This is a genomic window from Roseovarius atlanticus (assembly GCF_019802205.1).
Taxonomy (GTDB): domain Bacteria; phylum Pseudomonadota; class Alphaproteobacteria; order Rhodobacterales; family Rhodobacteraceae; genus Roseovarius; species Roseovarius atlanticus_A.
In genome coordinates this window covers 830,695-848,287 of sequence record NZ_JAHVHQ010000004.1, presented here as the reverse complement: position 1 = coordinate 848,287, position 17,593 = coordinate 830,695, and the positions used below count along the sequence as shown (strand labels likewise).

Genomic DNA, 17,593 nt, shown 5'->3' with positions numbered 1-17,593 from the left:
CGGAATCCTGCCCTGAACTCCACCAGGCCGGGCGGGGTATCCTGCCGTGCAATCGCCCTCGCCGGAAATCTATGCTTCATGTTTGCGCACGAACGCTTTAGAGAACCCTCGACCTCATTCAACCAAGGCCACGCCGCAATGTCCAAATCCGCCTCTTTCAATGACGCTCTCCTGTCACTCGCCCTGGCCCGCGTGTCGGAACAGGCTGCACTTGCCTGCCGCCCGCTGATCGGTCGCGGCGACGAGAAAGCCGCCGACCAGGCCGCCGTGAACGCGATGCGACAGGAACTTGGCGCCATGGACATCGCCGGTACCGTGGTGATCGGCGAGGGCGAACGCGATGAGGCGCCGATGCTGTACATCGGCGAGGAGGTAGGCACCGGAAACGGCCCCGAAGTCGACATCGCGCTGGACCCGCTTGAAGGGACGACCATTACCGCCAAGGCCATGCCCAACGCGCTGACAGTCATTTCCATGGCGCCGCGTGGCACGATGTTGCATGCGCCGGACGTCTATATGGATAAACTGGCCGTCGGTCCGGGATATCCCGACGGCGTCGTCTCGCTTGACATGTCTCCCGCCGAGCGCGTGACGGCTCTGGCCAAGGCCAAGGGGGTGGAACCCTCCGAGATAACCGTCTGCGTTCTCGAACGCCCTCGTCACGAATCCACCATCGCGGAACTGCGCGCCACAGGCGCCTCCATCTTCCTCATCGGCGATGGCGATGTGGCCGGTGTCATGCATTGCGCCGACCCCGAGACGACCGGCATCGACATGTACATGGGATCCGGCGGCGCGCCCGAGGGCGTTCTGGCGGCCGGTGCCCTGAAATGCCTCGGCGGTCAGATCTGGGGCCGGCTGCTTTTCCGCAACGATGACGAGCGTGGTCGTGCCGAGAAGGCCGGCATCACCGACTTCGACCGCGTCTACACCCGTGACGAGATGGTGTCGTCCGACGTGATCTTTGCCGCGACCGGCGTCACCCAGGGTTCGCTCGTCGCGGGTCTCAAGCCGCGCGGCGACAGTATTGAAACCCAAACGCTGCTGCTGCGTTCCTCTACCGGAGAACGCCGTATCATGACTTGCCGCCATCCGATCTGAGACCGATGCTTCCAGCTCTTGTACTCATTGATTTTCAAACTGGTTTCGAGGCCGATTTTTGGGGCGCTCGCAACAATCCAGACGCCGAAGAGCGGGCGGCACAGCTTCTCTCCGCATGGCGAGAGCGCAGTGGTCCTGTTTGTCACGTTCTGCACCTCAGCAAGGTGGTCGGCAGCCCGCTGCACCCCGACTCCGGCGGATGCGAATTCAAGCCCGAATTGACGCCGCTGAACGGCGAGCCGATCTTCGAAAAATCGACGAACTCCGCTTTCGTCGATCCCGCATTGCCGTCCCACCTGCGGTATCTCAACGTCCCCGAGCTTGTGATCTGCGGTCTGACGACACCGCATTGCGTTTCCACCAATGTGCGGTGGGCCGACAACCTGGGGTACGATGTGACGCTCGCCCACGATGCGTGCGCGGCATTTTCCTTTTCTGCCGATACCGGCTGGAATCCTGATCTGTCACCGATGGATCCCGAGCCCATTCATGCGACAGCCGTATCGCACCTGCACGGCGAATTCTGCAGAGCCCGCTCCGTTGCGGCGATTCTCCGCGACCTTCAATGAGCTTTCTGGGCGTCGCACGCTCTTTGACCGATCGCTGCTGGGTCGGCCCAACGCCGGCGATAGACCGGCTGGCAGAAGCTATGGCGCAAGAGACGGCACTTCCGCGCCCGCTTTGCCAGACACTCTGCCGTCTCGGCGTGGCACCATCCGATGCCACGACCTATCTGGAGCCCAAGCTGCGCGACCTCATGCCCGACCCCCGCAGCCTCAAGGACATGGAAACTGCCGCGACGCGCTTTCTCGCCGCGGTCGAGCGGAACGAGAAGATCGCCGTTTTCGCCGATTATGATGTCGACGGGGGCTGTTCTGCTGCCTTGCTGATCGACTGGCTCCGGCAGATGGGACGCTCCGCAACGCTTTACGTTCCCGACCGCATCGACGAGGGCTATGGGCCGAACGCTCCGGCCATGACCGAATTGGCGGCGACGCATGACCTCATCCTGTGTGTCGATTGCGGCACGCTCAGTCATGACGCGCTTGCAGCGGCCACAAGCGCCGACGTTCTCGTCCTCGATCACCATCTGGGCGGCGAAACTCTTCCGCCTGCATTGGCGGTCGTCAACCCGAACCGCCAGGATGAAAGCGGCGACCTGGCGCATCTCTGCGCCGCCGCCGTTGTGTTCCTCATGCTGGTCGAGGCCGGTCGCCAATTGCGCGAAGCCGGAAAACCGGGGCCGGACCTGATGGCGATGCTCGATCTGGTGGCGCTTGCCACTGTCGCGGACGTGGCACCGTTGCGCGATGTCAATCGCGCGTTCGTGCGAACGGGCCTCGCGGTCATGGGCAAACGCCTTCGCCCCGGGCTTGTGGCGCTGTGCGATATCGGACGCGTCAATACCGCCCCGTCCTCGTATCACCTGGGCTTTGTTCTGGGCCCCCGTGTCAATGCAGGCGGCCGTGTGGGCCGCGCTGATCTCGGCGCTCGCCTGCTTGCCTGCACCGATCCGGCCGAGGCTATCTCACTGGCTGAAAAGCTCGACGAACTGAACACCGAACGCCGCGATGTCGAAACCGTCGTTCGGGCCGCGGCGCTGGACCAAGCTGAAACCCGCGGTCTCGATGCACCACTTGTCTGGGCCGCGGGTGACGGATGGCACCCCGGCGTTGTCGGCATCGTCGCCTCGCGTCTGAAGGAAGCCACGAACCGGCCCGCCATCGTGATCGGTTTCGACGGCGACGAAGGAAAGGGGTCCGGCCGATCCGTTGCGGGCGTCGACCTGGGCCACGCCATTCAACGCCTGGCCGTCGAGGGCCTGTTGCTGAAAGGCGGAGGGCACAAAATGGCAGCTGGCCTTACGGTCGCACGCGCCAACCTTGAGGCGGCGATGGACCGGCTGTCAGAATTGCTTGCGCGTCAAGGCGCCGGATCGACCGGGCCGGCGGATCTTACGCTTGACGGAGTTCTGATGCCCGGCGCCGCGTCCCCGGAACTGGTCAATCAAATCGAGAACGCAGGCCCCTTCGGCGCCGGCGCCCCCGGCCCGCGCTACGCGTTCCCGGACATGACGATCAGTTTCGCCAAACGCGTAGGCGAGAGTCACCTGAAGCTGCGCTTCGGCGACGGCACCGGCGTGAACCTCGACGCCATAGCGTTCGGTGCCTACGATACCCAGTTGGGAAAGACCCTGGAAGAGCACGGTGGCCAACGCTTTCATCTGGCGGGACGCCTCGACATAAACAGCTGGGGCGGACGTCAGACTGTCCAACTTCGCCTCGAGGACGCGGCTTTGGCGGGCTGACCAAACAGCGTGCCCGACAGCTGAAATTGACTGCAAAAATATCCAAGAATTCTCTTGCGCAGCGCGCGGCTTTTTCATAGGTACTCGCTCACGCCAAGGCTTGGCCCGTTCGTCTATCGGTTAGGACGCCAGGTTTTCAACCTGGAAAGAGGGGTTCGATTCCCCTACGGGCTGCCACTTTCTCGGAAGCACCGTCACAGCTTCGACAGCCCCCGTCATCTTCGCGTTCAATCTTCTACATACTTGAAGCCTAACTTACTGGCATCGAGAGCGTTTTGCACTGAATCTCCATTCTGAACTGCTAGATTCACTCCACAAGAGAAGAGCATGAAAGTACTCGTGCATTCGATGATTTTACCCTTCGATCGGCTCTGGCGACGCGCGTCCAAACGCGTGGTTTCCAACAAGTATTCTTGCATCGCCATGCTCCGTTGCGATTGCGCTTCGCCATCTCTGCCGCAATCATCCTGAACGCCGCTGACTGGCCCGGAACATGCCGCAAGTATCAGTCGCGTCGGTTAAATGTGCGCCGAAAGCAAGCTCACACATCTTTCACCCCGACCTTTCCCGGCCTGCTTTCAGCTTGCCGGCGATGGATGCAATATGCTCGTGCGACAAGGGCTTGTTCACGTAAGAGTCGATGGCACTGCATGCTTTGGCTCGCGCGACATCCCTGGCGTCCAGCGAGGACGTCAGCATAACCACGATCTTTCTGCAGAAATCAGTGCCGAACCGCGTGACAGCCTCTTCGAGAAATTCAAAACCGTTCATCTTCGGCATGTTGATGTCGAGGAAGATGACATCCACGCGGGGCCGGTCCGAGCGCGACAGGAATTCCAGCGCGTCCACCGCCATCGGATAGCAGATCAGGGTCTTCACAAGTCCACTGCGCTGCATGAGCCGTTTGCACGCCATGTGAAAGAACGTGTCATCGTCGACCAGCAGCACCGTTTCGATGGCTTCCGAATGCGTGTGCTCAAACTTAATCATCCTTGAAAACCTTCAGTGAGACTAGGAAAACAGAGCCGCCGCTTGAGTTCTCGAGAACCTCGATTTCACCGTCCAGCCTGTTGACGATCCTGCGGCACATGGTCAGGCCAAGCCCGCTGCCTTGAATTTCGTCGTGCCGGTGCAGGCGGCTGAACAGATCGAAAATGCGGTCGCGATATTCGGGGGCAATGCCTATGCCGTTGTCTCTGACCTCGATCCCGACATGACCTTGCGCGCCCTTCCGGCCGGGTTGCACGAGAATTTCGGGCGCGCGCTCGGGATGTCGATACTTGATCGCGTTGCCGATCAGGTTCTGAAAGAGGATGCGCAGCATCACGGCGTCGCCGAAGACGACCGGCAGTCTGCCATGACGAACCGTGGCGCCGGTCTCTTTTATCTCGGCCCGCGAATCCGAGATCACCTCTTCCAGGATGATGTTCAGGTCGCAGCGCGACATCGACATGTCCGATCCGATCAACTGCGTGTAGCGCAGAACGTCCCCGATCAAGACAGACATGCGCTGCAGCGTTTCCTGGCCCATGCGTATCAGGTCCGCCAAGTCGTCGGACGAGCCGCCCTCTTGGCACTGCGCCATCTCCGAAAGCAGCATCGATACGGTCTGTATCGGCGACTTCAGGTCGTGAGATACCGCGTAGGCGAACGACTTCAACTCAGCATTGGACGCGTTCAGTACTTTGTTGGCGCGCTGCAAAGAGCGACGATGCGCACGTTCGCGCCGCGCTTCGATATCGGCTTTCTCAAGTTCTGCGTTGAGAAGGTCGAAAGGCGCCCTCACTACGTCTTGACCCTGAGACAACAGAACAAAATGCTCTGGCGCGCGGCTTCCCGTGCGAATGGCGCTTACCCTGAAGCGAACGTCCTGCGGCCCGTTTGGCCCCGCCTTGCGCAAAGGAAGAACAAGATCGCTGCCGGATGCAGCCAACAGAATCTCCCTGGTGGCGGCCTCCCGCGACACGGCAAACACGTCAGGCAAGTACCATGCGTCAGGCTCGTTCGCGTGCTTCATAGTGTCCCGCAGCAGTTGTTCCGCTTTTCGGTTGGCTGCACACACGCGAGCCTTGCGGTCGACAACAAGAGCATGGTTGGCCAGCGCATGAAAAGCGCTGCAACTCAGATCGGTCTGTTGAAGCCCCTTATCCAAAGTACTCGCGGCCGACTTTGCCCTCGAACAGATGCACGATAATCCGACAGCGTGGATCGCCACGGGCGATGGTCTCGGCCTTTTCCACCCTGGCATATCCAAGATTGTCCGCCGTGATCCGGCCAAACACGCTGGATGTCATCATGCAAAGCGACTGGCGCCCCTTCACATAGGAGCCGAACGGACAGGCGTCGCTGACCAACACGATCCGGTCGTCTGCAATCGACTCGATTTCAAACCCGCCCTCGATCCGCTTTTTCAGATCGACGAGCGCTGCTGCAACCTGCTTTGCATCGAGCCTTTCGACTTCGAGAAGATCGCGATACTCGGCATCCATCATTTCACCGATTCGCGTCCCGACCCGCGCGATGAAGCCTTTTGCATCCTCAATGCCGATCCGGTTTTCCAGCACGAAGGCGAGTTCTCTGAGAAGCTCGCGCAGGAACTGATCCCGGTTTCTTGAGATCTTTCCTTCGGGGTCCGCGAATGTTGGGTCCGGCATGCGTTCTACTCCTTCCGCGAAGGGTGTCGGCCTCATGTCTAGCAGCGAGGCGTAAACAAAAAGAGAACCTCACCCCGTGAACCGCATTCAAAGCGACAAGTTTAGTGACTATGTTAATTATTTATAATCAATATATTACTTTTACTATTATCATATATCGGTAAAATTTTTTCATATTTTGATTGAAAGCGCCTAGACTTTGCCACTCTCGCCCGTGAAGTTCGCATCCAGTTGGCGGCACCGGAACGGCTCCGCCCCGGGAGGAAACTTTGAACGACACGCGACAAGGCAAGGACGAGGCCAAGACCGCAGAGACGTCACTCGCCAAGGCGATCCGTCTTCTGCCGGTGGTGGCAGAGCGCAACGCGACCGGGGTCACCCTGTCGACCGTCGCGCGCAAGGCCAATCTCAAGATAGCGACCGCGCGCCGGCTTCTTCAGGGGCTCGTCGACGGTGGGCTTCTCAGTTTCGACCCCTATTCCAAGATCTACACTCTCGGCATCGGCATTTTCGATCTGGCAGGAGCACCCGGCTCACCGCGTCAGTTCGACTCGCTGCGGATGGAATTGCATCCCGCTCTTGCAGAAACCGCCACCCTGACCGGCGAGACGGCCTATCTCAGCGTACCTTTCGGGGATGAAGCGCTGTGCATCGACTCGGTCAACGCCGCCTACCCGCTCTCGGCCAATACGTTGCAGGTGGGTGCCCGGCGGCCGCTCGGCGTAGGGGCAGGCAGCGCGGCGATGCTGGCAGCTCTGCCGGAGGATGAATGCGACCGGCTGATCGCCTCCAACAGCGATGTCTACGGCCGCTATGGCGATCTGAACGTTTCCGAGGTTAGACGCATGGTTCGCCACTGGCGCGAGCACAGGTGGCTGGTCAACAACTCCATCATCATCCCCGAGGTCAGCGCCATCGCCGTGGCCGTATTCGACAGCACGGGTCAGCTGAGAGCCGGCTTGTCGGTCTCCGCGCTGAAGTCCCGGCTGGCACCCAAGCGCCGGACGGAAGTCGTCGAGGTGATGACACGTGCGCTCTCTCGGGCAGGTTTCAGGACGTAAGGCAGGCAAATCATGTACCCAATTCACTTCTTTCACCGCGCGGCAAGACTCTGGCCTGATCATGTCGCAGTAGAGCACGGCGACGACGCCCTTACCTACGGTGAACTCCACGCGAAAGTGCGGGCGCTTGCCACAGGGCTGCAGCGGATGGATCCCGAATCCGGCAGCCGCGTCGGCATCTGTTGCTACAATACGATCGACCATCTGGTCTGCTGGCTGGCGGTTCTGGCGGCGGGCAAGGTCTGGGTCCCGCTGCAGCCGATGAACGCGACCACCGAACTGGTTCGCGCCGTTGCCTTCACCCGCGCCAGCATCGTGATTGTCCAGCAGGACACCGCCGAAAAACTCATCGAGGCCGAGACCACTCTCCTCTATTCCGACCCCGAAGGCGGCGAAGGCACCACCGGCGCGCTTTACCGCGATCATGCAGGGCAAGCCCCGGCAGAAGCCGACCTGCCCTTGTCGGCCACACAGGCGATCAAGTTCACAGGCGGCACCACCGGGCTGCCCAAGGGCGTGATGCAGCCCTACCGCGCCTGGAACACCAACATCGCCACGCAAGTCGCCGCCTGGTCGCTGGGCGAAGGCCAGCGTTACCTGGCCGCAGCCCCTATCACCCACGGCACCTCAACCTATATCCTGCCGACGCTTGCCACCGGAGGCACCCTGGTGCTGCTCGACCGGCCGCGCCCCGAGCAGACTCTCGACTTCCTGCAAAACGCCCGGATCACCACCACTTTCGTGCCACCCACCGTGCTTTACATGCTGATGGAACTCGAAAATGTCCGCAACGCCGACTATGCGCATCTCAAGAACCTGATCTACGGCGCCGGGCCGATGCGCCCCGACGCCATCGGACGCGCGCAGGACATCTTCGGCCCCTGCCTTGCTTCCACTTACGGCCAGACCGAGGCGCCCCAGATCGCCACCATGATCTCGGCCGAAGAACTCAAGGACCCCGCCAAGCGTGCTTCGGTGGGACGAGAGACCTTTCTCAGCCGGGTCGAGATCATGGACGACAAGGGCAATCTCCTGCCCGCAGGAGAGACCGGCGAAATCGTCATTCGCGGCGACCTGCTGATGACAGGTTACTGGGACCAGCCCGACATCACCGCAAGGACTCTGATCGATGGCTGGCTGCACACCGGCGACCTCGGCCAGAAGGACGAGGACGGCTATCTCTTCATCCGCGGCCGCGCCAAGGAGATGATCATCACCGGCGGCTTCAACGTCTACCCGGCCGATGTCGAGACCATCATGGGCGAACACCCCGAGATCATCGATTGCGCCGTCTACGGCGTGCCCGACGACAAGTGGGGCGAGGCCGTGCACGCCGCAGTGCAGGTGCGCGACGCGAACGCCGTCAGCGGTGACGAGATCATCGCCTTCATCCGCGAACGTCTCGGCCCGGTCCATACGCCCAAATCCGTCAATTTCCGTGACAGCCTGCCGCGCAACGCGATCGGCAAGCTTCAGAAAAACCAACTCGCCGAAGAGCACGCCGCCGCGCGGGCCGACGAACTTCAGAAAGGCTGACCCATGTCCAAACCAGCGCCCACGACATCGCTGTGCCGCTATACCGACACCGAGATCTTCTATCGCAACCACAACCTCGTGGACGAGCTTCTGACCGATGACAGCGATTTCGTCACCGTGATGATGCAACACATCCTGAACCGCCCGGTCAGCCCCAGCCAGAAGCGCGTGATGAACGCCATCCTGATCGTGATGATGGAACACGGGTTGACCCCCAGCGCCATCACCACCCGGTCGATCTACATGTCCGCGCCCGAGAATCTGCAAGGCGCCGTGGCCGCAGGTCTTCTGGCCGTCGGCAGCCAGTTCGTCGGCACGATCGAGAATAACGCCCGCCTGCTGTCGGAGCTGGTCGATCTGGACGCCGACGCCCAGGCCGCCCGCGCCGCCGAGATCGTGCGCGAACATCGCGCACGCAAGGCCCACCTGCCCGGCTTCGGCCACCACCTGCACCGCCCTGACGACCCCCGCGCGCTCAAGCTGCTGGAGATCGGCGAGAAAGAATCCGACAACCCCCGCTATCTGCGCGCGCTCAAAACCCTCTCGGCCGCCGTCGACGCGGAATTCGACCGCCACATCACCATCAACGCCACCGGCGCCACTGCCGCCCTTCTGGGCGACATGGACATCCCCGTGAACCTGATGCGCGGCTTCGCCGTCATTTCCCGTGCCGCGGGCCTTGTCGCGCATATCGCCGAAGAGCAACAGAAACCCTCCGGTCGCTTCATCTGGGAGACGATCGACAAGGCCATGCCGTTCGAGGAGTGATCCATGAGTGATTTCGCCATCGTCACCGGCGGCGCGCGCGGCATCGGCGCGGCGATTGCCGAACGGCTCAAGGCCGATGGTCTGCGCGTCGCCGTGGTGGACCGCATCGCGCCCGAACACGAGCACGCCGACGAGGTGCTGGAACTGGACCTGTCGGATGTCGAGGCCACCCGCACCGCGTTGGAAAAATTCTGCGACGGCCGCCGCATAACGCGGCTGGTGAACAATGCCGGCATTGTCGAGCCTGCGGACGTGGAAGGGACCGACCCCTATTCCATCGACAAGGTCGCGGCGGTCAACCTGCGCGCCCCGCTCGTATGCCTGCAAGCCGCCCTTCCCTCGATGAAGGACGCGCGGCTGGGCCGCGTCGTCAACATTTCCAGCCGCGTGGCCCTGGGCAAGGAGCTCCGCACTGCCTACTCGGCCACCAAGGCCGGCCTGCACGGCATGACCAAGACCTGGGCGCTAGAACTGGGCCGGCACGGCATCACCGTCAACGCGCTCGGCCCCGGCCCCATCGCCACCGAACTTTTCAACAAGGTGAACCCGCCGGGCGACCCGCGCACCGAGAAAATTATCGCGACAGTGCCCATGAAACGCACCGGAACCCCCGAGGACGTGGCCGACGCCGTGTCGTTCTTCTGTTCGGACAGGGCGGGGTTCGTGACCGGACAGGTCCTTTACGTCTGTGGAGGCATGACGATCGGATCCGTCTGAAGACCACCCGGACGCAACGAAAGACAAGACTTTTCACCAAAGGAGGAGACCAAGATGAAACTCAATCGCAGAACCCTGATCGGCGCCGTCAGCGCCACCGCCATGCTGGCCTTTGGCGGCTCGGCCATGGCGCAGGATTATCCCACCAAGCGCATCACCATCATCGTCCCCTACAGTGCCGGCGGCGCCACCGACATCCTGGCTCGCCAGGTGGCCGATGGCCTCGCACAGGTGCTGGACGAAACCGTGACGGTCGAAAACCGCCCCGGCGCCGGTGCCACGCTCGGCACCACCCAGGCCGCCAAAGCCCGTCCCGACGGCTACACGCTCTTCATGGGGCAGGTCTCGTCGCACGGCATCGCGCCCGCGGTCTACAAGAACCTGCAATACGATCCGGTCGCGGATTTCGCGCCGGTAAAGCTGATCATGTCGATCCCCAACGTCATGGTGGTCAACAAGGACAGCCCCTACCAGACCGCGCAGGAATTCCTCGACGCCGCCAAGTCCGAGAACATGACCTTCGGGTCGTCGGGCGTGGGCAGCTCGATCCACCTTTCGGGCGAGATGTTCAAGGCGCGCACCGGCGCCGACATGACCCACGTGCCCTTCCGCGGCAGCGGCGAGGCCGTGCCCGCCCTGCTCTCGGGCGACGTGGACGTGATGTTCGACAACCTGCCCTCGGCCATGCCGCATATTCAATCGGGCGCCCTGCGCGCGCTGGCGGTGACCACGCCGGAACGCTCCGATCAGCTTGAGGACGTGCCCACGCTGGACGAGCTGGACATCGCCGAGCTGGACGGCTTCGCGGCCCGCTCGTGGTTTGGCATCCTTGCCCCGGCCGGCACCGACGAGGCCGTCGTGGCCACGCTGTCCGAGGCGCTGGACGAGGTCATCACCAGCGACAGCTTCAAGAAGTTCGCCGACACCCGCGGCGCCAGCATCGAGGGCGGTAGCCCCGAAGACTTCGCCAAGTACATCGAGGGCGAACTCTCCAGCTGGAAAACCGTCGTGGACGAGGCCGGCGTCACGGTCGAATAATTCAGCCTGCACATTACATGGTGGCGGCCCCCACGAGGGGCCGTCACGCCAATCGGGCGGCACGGGAGGAGGGCCAGCCATGAGCGACACCAGATCAGACACCGACGCCCGCCGGGGACGCCGCCGCGAAATCGTCTTCGCGGCTCTCACGCTTCTGGCCTCGGCGGTGTTCGCCTTCGTCGTGATCCCCGCCGGGGTGACGACACCCGCCTCGGTCAAGCACCTGCCGCTATCGCCTGCCTTCCTGCCCTACGTCCTGACCGCCGGTGTGGGCCTTTTCGCCCTGATCCACCTGCTCGAGGCCATCTTCGCCGCCCATATCCCCGGCGAGGACGAAGCCTCGCTCGGAACGCACCCGCGCTGGAAAAGCCGCGTGCTCATGCTCGTCGGCCTGCTCGTGATCTACCTGCTGCTGCCCGACCAATTGGGCATGCCCCTGACGGCAATTCTGGTCACCATCACCCTCATGGCAATCGGGGGCGAACGCCGACCGCTCATCTTGTTGGGCGTCGGCATCGGTGTGCCGGTGCTGGTCTATCTCTTTTTCGCCCATGTCGCGCAGGTGCCCCTGCCGATGGGCCTCTTCGAAGACTGGATGTGATCCATGCTTGAAAATATCGCAACCGGCTTCGAGATGTTCTTCACCCTGGGCAACCTTCTGGCGATCACCGCCGGGGTCTTCCTGGGCGTCACCGTGGGCGCGATCCCCGGCCTGACCGCGACCATGGCCGTGGCCCTCGCCCTGCCCTTCACCTTCAACCTCGATCCCGTCACCGGCATCCTGCTTCTGGTGGGCGTCTACAAGGGCGGCGTCTTCGGCGGCTCGATCACCGCCATCCTGATCCGCGCGCCCGGCACGCCGGCAGCGGCCTGCACGCTGCTCGACGGCTATCCGCTGGCGCAAAAGGGCCAAGCAGGCAAGGCGCTCAACATGGCGCTCTATGCCTCCTGCATCGCCGACTTCCTGTCGAACCTCTCGCTGATCTTCTTCGCCAGCCTCATCGCTGGCCTCGCGCTCGCCTTTGGCCCTCCCGAATATTTCTGGCTGATCTGCTTCTCGCTGACCGTGGTGATCTCGATCTCCGGCTCGTCCCTGACCAAGGGCCTGATCTCGGGCCTTTTGGGCCTTCTGACCTCCACCATCGGGCTCGACCTGGTCTATGGCACGCAGCGCTTCACCTTCGACAATTTCAACCTGATGGGCGGGGTCAGCTACATCCCCCTGCTGATCGGCCTCTTCGCCCTGCCCGAGGTGATCGACTTCTACGTGCGCAAGGTCGCCCCCTTCACGGTCAAGACCGCCGACAAGAGCCGCGTGAGTCTGGCCGAGCTGAAATCCAGCCTCGTCACCATCATCCGCGGCAGCTTCATCGGTGTCATCATCGGCACCATCCCGGGCGCCGGGGCCACGGCGGCGGCGTTCCTGTCCTATGGCGAGGCGCGCCGTACATCCAAGTCCCCCGAAACCTTCGGCAGGGGCAATATCGAGGGCGTCGCCGCCTCTGAGGCCGGCAACAACGGCGTTGCCGGCGCCACGCTCATCCCGCTCCTTGCGCTCGGTATCCCGGGCGACGTGGTGACGGCGGTGATCCTCGGGGCGTTCATGCTCCAGGGCCTCACCCCGGGCCCGCTGATGTTCCAGGACAACATCACCATCATCTACGCCATCTTCATCGGCATCATGCTCAGCTCCATCGTGCTCCTTGGCTCGGGCAAACTGGCGATCCGCTACTTCGCCCGCATCGCCGACATCCCGCGCCATATCCTGTTGCCCATCGTCCTGATGTTCTGCGTCTTCGGCAGCTACGCCGTGCAAAGCCAGATGTTCGACGTGGGCGTGATGCTCGCCTTCGGCGTGCTGGGCTACATCATGATGAAGATCGACATGGCCGCGGCCCCCTTCCTGATGGGCTTCATCCTCGGACCTCTCTTCGAGGACAACCTGCGCCGGTCCTTCCTCATTTCCGAGGATATCACTATCTTCTTCCGCAGCCCGATCTGCTGGATCTTCATCGTCATCACCATCCTGTCGGCCTTCGTCGGCATCCGCCGCGAGCTGCGCGCCACCCGCGCCAAACGCGACGCCCTGCGCGCCTCGGGGTCGGCATGAGCGGCGCGCCTGACACCGGCCTTCAGGGCCGCATCGCGCTGGTGATCGGCGCCGGCTCCATCGCGTCGGGCATCGGCATCGGGCGGGCCATCGCCATTTGCCTCGCCCGCGAAGGCGCCCATGTGATCGCCGCCGACAGCGACCTCGCATCGGCCCGCGAAACCGTGACCCACGTCACCGAAGCAGGCGGCAGCGCCGAGGCCGCAACGGTCGATGTCCTCGACGACGCCAGCGTCACCGACCTTATCTCGGGCATCGAAGCGCGGCACGACCGTCTCGACATCCTGCACTGCAACGTGGGCCTGGGCAAAAGCGGTCCGTCCGAAAACACCACGCCCGCTGACTGGCGCCGCATCAGCGACGCCAACCTCACCTCGCTGCACGTGGCCGCACAGGCTGCCATCCCGATGATGCGCGCCCAAGGCGGCGGGGTCATCACCGTCACCTCCTCGATCGCGTCGATCCGGCACGTGGGCTATCCCCACCTCGCCTATTCCGCCACCAAGGCCGGCGCCAACCAGTTCGCCCGCGCCCTTGCGGTGGAACTCGCGCCCGACAACATCCGCGTCAATTCCATCATCGCGGGTCTCATCGACACGCCCCGGATCGGCGTCACTCTGGCCAACAGCTACGGCGACCGGACCGAGGCGCAGATGCGCGCCGCCCGCGCCGCGCAATGCCCGCTCGGCCGCATGGGCAGCGCCTGGGACATCGCCGAGGCGGCGGTGTTCCTGGCCTCCGACAAGGCGGGCTACATCACCGGAACCGAACTCGTGGTCGACGGCGGCCTGTCGGCCAGCATCCGTCAGGCCGTTGATGGCTAAGGCACCCGTGATACCCGGACGCGTCCGGGACATGCTCAATCCGCTGCTGGCGCTCTACCTGCTGGTCACCGGCGCCGCGGCCATCGTCGTGCCGGTGCCGGAAATTCCCATCGTCTTCGCTCTTCTGGCGCTCGCCCTGCTCAACCACCGCGGCCTCAACCGCCCCGCCTGGATCATCGGCGGTCTCGTACTGGGGCTCTTTCTCTGGGGCTGGGCCGGCGGCTGGATCGACGCCACCGGCGGCCTCGGCCGCATGACCTTTCTTGCCGCCTTTCTGGTGGCGCTTGGCCTGCTCAGCCGCGCCGCCTCCCGCGCGCCCGATATCCGCAAGGCCGCCGCCGTCGTCGCGAACCGCCCGCGCGGCGCACGTTACCTCTTCGTCACGCTCGGCACCCATATCTTCGCCATCTTTCTCAATTTCGGCGCCGCCAGCCTGATGGCCACGCTGCTGGCACAAACGCGCGAGACGCTGGAAAAACAGAACGCGGTCGAGGACCTCACCCTCTCGATGCTGCGCGGCTTCGGCGCCATGCCCATGTGGTCGCCGCTTGCACTCTCGACGATCATCACCCTGTCGATCCTGCCCGAGGTCGATTACTTCCAGATCCTGCCTTACGGCCTCGTTGCCGCACTCCTCTACCTCTTCGCGGGTTATCTGGCGTCGCGCGGCCCGCGCACGACCCCGCCCCCCGACGCCGACCAGCCGACCTTGGCACGCGCCATGCCGCCTCTGCCGGATCAGGTGATCCTGCTGCGCGTCGTCGCCCGCGTCGCCCTGCTGGTTGCCGTGGCCTTCGGGCTGCACGTGGCCGCGGACCTTTCGATGCCGGCCTCGGTACTGCTGGCTGTGCTGGGCTTCTCGCTCGCCTGGTGGACGATCCAGGTCGCCGCGCGCCTCGCGCCGGGCCTGCACCGCGAACTGGGGGCAACCGCGCAATCGGGCGTCAACGAGATCGTCATCGTCTCCTGCGCGGGCTTTCTCGGCGCGGTCATCGCCTGGTTCGTCGGCAGCTTCGACGGCGCCCTCCCCGCACCCCCCGACGCGCTGGTGCCCGCGATCATTGCCCTGGTGCCCGTGGGCATGGTGCTGGGCGGGCTGTCGGCGCTCAACCCCATCGTGTCGGCCAGCATCCTTCTGGGCGTGCTGCACCCGCTGGTGCCCGAACCAGCCCTGGTGTGGCTGGCGCTGGCCGCGATCATCGGATGGGGGCTCACCGCGGCCTCCACGCCCTTTACTGCCAACGTGCTGATCACCACCCGGATCATGCAGCTTGAACCGGCCCCGCTCCTGCGCGGCGGCAACCTGAAACTCACCGTGCTGACGCTGGCCGCGCTTGGCCTCTTCCTCGCCACCGCCACAGTCATCTCTCTACAAGGTTAGGACCAACATGACCCAGACAATGCAAGCCGTCTTCGCCACGCAACCCGGCGGCCCCGAGGTCTTGCAAGCCCGCGACATCCCCATCCCCCGGCCCGGCCCGGGCGAAGTGCTGATCCGTGTCGCCGCCGCCGGCGTCAACCGTCCCGACCTGCGCCAGCGCCAGGGCGGCTATCCCCCGCCCCCCGGCGTGACCGAGGTGCTGGGCCTCGAAGTGGCGGGCGAGGTCGTGTCCTGCGGCGACGACGTCCTGTCCTTCGCCGAAGGCGACAAGGTCGTCGCGCTGGTCGCGGGCGGCGGTTACGCCGAATACTGCGTCGCCCCCGCCCCACAGGTCCTGCCCTGGCCCTCCGGCCTCTCGGCGGTCGAGGCCGCATCCCTGCCCGAGACGTATTTCACCGTCTGGACCAACCTCTTTCGCATCGGCCGCCTGGCAGAGGGCGAAACCGTCCTGATCCACGGTGGCGCCAGTGGCATCGGCACAACCGCCATTCAAATCGCACGCGCCATGGGCGCCACCGTCTACGCCACCGCCGGCACCGACGAAAAGTGCCAGGCCTGCCGCGACCTCGGCGCGACCGAGGCGATCAACTACCGCACGGCCCGGTTCGAGGAGGAAATCGCCCGCCTCACCCAAGGGCGCGGCGTCGACGTCATCCTCGACATGATCTGCGCCGACTACCTCGACCGCAACCTCGCTTCCCTCGCCGTCGCGGGGCGGCTGGTCATCATCGCCTTTCTCGGCGGCGGCAAGACCGAAATCGACATCGAAGGCATGATCCGCAAGCGCCAGACCCTCTGCGGCAGCACCCTGCGTCCGCAATCGCCGCAGGAAAAGGGCCTCATCGCCGCTGACCTGCTGGCGCAGGTCTGGCCACTTCTGGCACAGGGCGCGATCAGGCCGGTGATCAATTCCGTCCATCCGCTCGCCCGCGCCGCCGACGCCCATGCAGAGCTCGAGGCCGGCGGTCACGTTGGCAAGATCGTCCTGTCGGTGCGCGAATAGTCAGTCCTCGCGCGGCGGCCCGCTCGTCGCGCGCACCATGATCTCGGGCGGGATCAGCGCCGCCACGTCCACCACCCCCTCCGAGGTGGTCAGTTCCACGATGGCCTCTGCCGCCCGCGCCCCGATCGTTCGCGCCGGGATGCGCACCGTGCTCAGCGATGGTTCGAACTCCTTCGAGCCCTTGAAGTCGCCGATCCCCGTCACCGTCACCCGCCCCGGCACGTCGATCCCGGCCCGGTTCAGCGCATGCAGCGCGCCCCAGGCCAATACATCGTTGCCACAGATGATCGCCGTCGGCATGTCGCCCTCCGCAATCAGCGCCTCGACCGCGCTTTTCGCCGTCGCCACGCTGTAGGGCGCCACCAACTGCCATGCCTCGGGGATACTGCACCCCACCTCGGCCAGCGCATCCTTCACCCCGGCAAAACGCAGCGACGCCCGGTCGTTCCCCTCCACCGGCGGGAACATGGCTGCCACCCGCCGGTGCCCCAATCCTGCCACGTGCCGCCCGATCAACGCCCCGGCGGCGTAATTGTCCGACCCCACACACGGAAACGGCGCGTTGGGCGAAAAGCTCCACAACAGCAGCGTCGGCATCTCCTGCTGCGCCAGCAGGTCCAGCGTGTCCTGCGTATGCTCGATCCCGATCAGCGCCACGCCGTCCACCCGATGCTCCAGCATCTTGCGCGTCAGGCTGTATTCCCGGTCCAGGTTGAACCCGTGAGAGGCCAGCAGGATCGTGAAGCCCAACTCCTCCACCGCCTCGGAAAAACTCTGGATCATCTCGGCGAAAATCGCCTGGTCCACCGTGGGCACGATCAGCCCGATCGTGCCGCTGCGAATGCCGTGGATCGTCTGCGCCGCGCGGTTGCGGATATAGCCCAGCCGCCGCACCGCGGCATCAATTTTTTTCCGAGTCGTGGCCTTCACCAGGTCCGGATGATTGAAGCTGCGCGACACCGTCGAAGGCGACACGCGCGCCGCCTTTGCGACGGCAATGATATCGGCTTTTCTTTTCGATTTATCAGCCACTTGACCAGCCTATTGCTGCCAATAATGAAAACATTTGTAATATTGTTTTCATCCCATACC

17 protein-coding genes and 1 tRNA gene are annotated in these 17,593 nt (G+C 63.9%); 14 read left to right on the top strand and 4 right to left on the bottom strand.

Going from position 1 to position 17,593, the window contains the following annotated elements:
- Window positions 1-138 precede the first annotated feature (138 nt).
- From glpX to KUV49_RS20740, 4 genes are all read left to right on the top strand, one after another.
- A complete protein-coding gene (glpX, locus tag KUV49_RS20755; RefSeq protein ID WP_222452789.1) occupies window positions 139-1,101 on the top strand; it encodes a class II fructose-bisphosphatase in 963 nt (320 codons plus the stop codon).
- A gap of 5 nt (window positions 1,102-1,106) precedes the next feature.
- Window positions 1,107-1,670, top strand: coding sequence for a cysteine hydrolase family protein (locus tag KUV49_RS20750; protein ID WP_222452788.1), 564 nt, complete (start codon window positions 1,107-1,109; stop codon window positions 1,668-1,670).
- Window positions 1,667-3,409, top strand: coding sequence for a single-stranded-DNA-specific exonuclease RecJ (recJ, locus tag KUV49_RS20745; protein WP_222452787.1), 1,743 nt, complete (start codon window positions 1,667-1,669; stop codon window positions 3,407-3,409). The genes KUV49_RS20750 and recJ overlap by 4 nt, the downstream gene beginning before the upstream one ends.
- Window positions 3,410-3,511: 102 nt before the next feature.
- A tRNA-Glu gene (locus KUV49_RS20740) sits at window positions 3,512-3,586 on the top strand.
- A gap of 375 nt (window positions 3,587-3,961) precedes the next feature.
- On the opposite strand, the gene KUV49_RS20735 is transcribed toward KUV49_RS20740, so the two are convergent.
- From KUV49_RS20735 to KUV49_RS20725, 3 genes are read right to left on the bottom strand one after another with little or no spacing between them, the layout of a single operon-like run.
- Entirely contained in the window at window positions 3,962-4,399 is a 438-nt protein-coding gene (locus tag KUV49_RS20735) for a response regulator (protein ID WP_222452786.1), read from the bottom strand.
- Window positions 4,392-5,561, bottom strand: coding sequence for a sensor histidine kinase (locus tag KUV49_RS20730; protein ID WP_222452785.1), 1,170 nt, complete (start codon window positions 5,559-5,561; stop codon window positions 4,392-4,394). Before KUV49_RS20730 ends, KUV49_RS20735 begins: the two co-directional genes overlap by 8 nt.
- The gene (locus KUV49_RS20725; RefSeq protein ID WP_222452784.1) at window positions 5,554-6,063 is read right to left on the bottom strand and encodes a methanogen output domain 1-containing protein; all 510 of its coding nucleotides are present in this window, start codon (window positions 6,061-6,063) and stop codon (window positions 5,554-5,556) included. Before KUV49_RS20725 ends, KUV49_RS20730 begins: the two co-directional genes overlap by 8 nt.
- 269 nt (window positions 6,064-6,332) lie before the next feature.
- Here KUV49_RS20725 and KUV49_RS20720 point away from each other — a divergent pair, with 269 nt between their 5' ends.
- The 10 genes from KUV49_RS20720 (at window position 6,333) to KUV49_RS20675 (ending at window position 16,501) form a co-directional block, all read left to right on the top strand.
- A complete protein-coding gene (locus KUV49_RS20720; protein WP_152493277.1) occupies window positions 6,333-7,124 on the top strand; it encodes an IclR family transcriptional regulator in 792 nt (263 codons plus the stop codon).
- Between the two features lie 12 nt (window positions 7,125-7,136).
- Complete coding sequence (locus KUV49_RS20715) at window positions 7,137-8,660, top strand: class I adenylate-forming enzyme family protein (RefSeq protein WP_222452783.1); 1,524 nt, start codon at window positions 7,137-7,139, stop codon at window positions 8,658-8,660.
- Between the two features lie 3 nt (window positions 8,661-8,663).
- Window positions 8,664-9,428: a citryl-CoA lyase gene (locus KUV49_RS20710; RefSeq protein ID WP_222452782.1), complete on the top strand. Its 765-nt coding sequence runs from the start codon at window positions 8,664-8,666 to the stop codon at window positions 9,426-9,428.
- Between the two features lie 3 nt (window positions 9,429-9,431).
- On the top strand, window positions 9,432-10,145 hold the full coding sequence (locus tag KUV49_RS20705) for an SDR family NAD(P)-dependent oxidoreductase (protein WP_222452781.1): 714 nt from the start codon (window positions 9,432-9,434) through the stop codon (window positions 10,143-10,145).
- A gap of 54 nt (window positions 10,146-10,199) precedes the next feature.
- On the top strand, window positions 10,200-11,183 hold the full coding sequence (locus KUV49_RS20700) for a Bug family tripartite tricarboxylate transporter substrate binding protein (RefSeq protein ID WP_222452780.1): 984 nt from the start codon (window positions 10,200-10,202) through the stop codon (window positions 11,181-11,183).
- 79 nt (window positions 11,184-11,262) lie between these two features.
- Window positions 11,263-11,784, top strand: a complete 522-nt coding sequence (locus KUV49_RS20695) for a tripartite tricarboxylate transporter TctB family protein (protein WP_222452779.1) — start codon at window positions 11,263-11,265, stop codon at window positions 11,782-11,784.
- A gap of 3 nt (window positions 11,785-11,787) precedes the next feature.
- Window positions 11,788-13,293, top strand: coding sequence for a tripartite tricarboxylate transporter permease (locus KUV49_RS20690; RefSeq protein WP_222452778.1), 1,506 nt, complete (start codon window positions 11,788-11,790; stop codon window positions 13,291-13,293).
- Window positions 13,290-14,117 carry an SDR family NAD(P)-dependent oxidoreductase gene (locus KUV49_RS20685; RefSeq protein WP_222452777.1) on the top strand — a complete coding sequence of 276 codons (828 nt, stop codon included), beginning with the start codon at window positions 13,290-13,292 and terminating at the stop codon, window positions 14,115-14,117. Before KUV49_RS20690 ends, KUV49_RS20685 begins: the two co-directional genes overlap by 4 nt.
- Window positions 14,110-15,498: a hypothetical protein gene (locus tag KUV49_RS20680; RefSeq protein WP_222452776.1), complete on the top strand. Its 1,389-nt coding sequence runs from the start codon at window positions 14,110-14,112 to the stop codon at window positions 15,496-15,498. The genes KUV49_RS20685 and KUV49_RS20680 overlap by 8 nt, the downstream gene beginning before the upstream one ends.
- Before the next feature lie 7 nt (window positions 15,499-15,505).
- Window positions 15,506-16,501: an NAD(P)H-quinone oxidoreductase gene (locus KUV49_RS20675; protein ID WP_222452775.1), complete on the top strand. Its 996-nt coding sequence runs from the start codon at window positions 15,506-15,508 to the stop codon at window positions 16,499-16,501.
- Here KUV49_RS20675 and KUV49_RS20670 read toward each other — a convergent pair whose 3' ends face one another.
- Window positions 16,502-17,533, bottom strand: a complete 1,032-nt coding sequence (locus KUV49_RS20670; protein ID WP_222452774.1) for a LacI family DNA-binding transcriptional regulator — start codon at window positions 17,531-17,533, stop codon at window positions 16,502-16,504.
- Window positions 17,534-17,593: the final 60 nt, after the last annotated feature.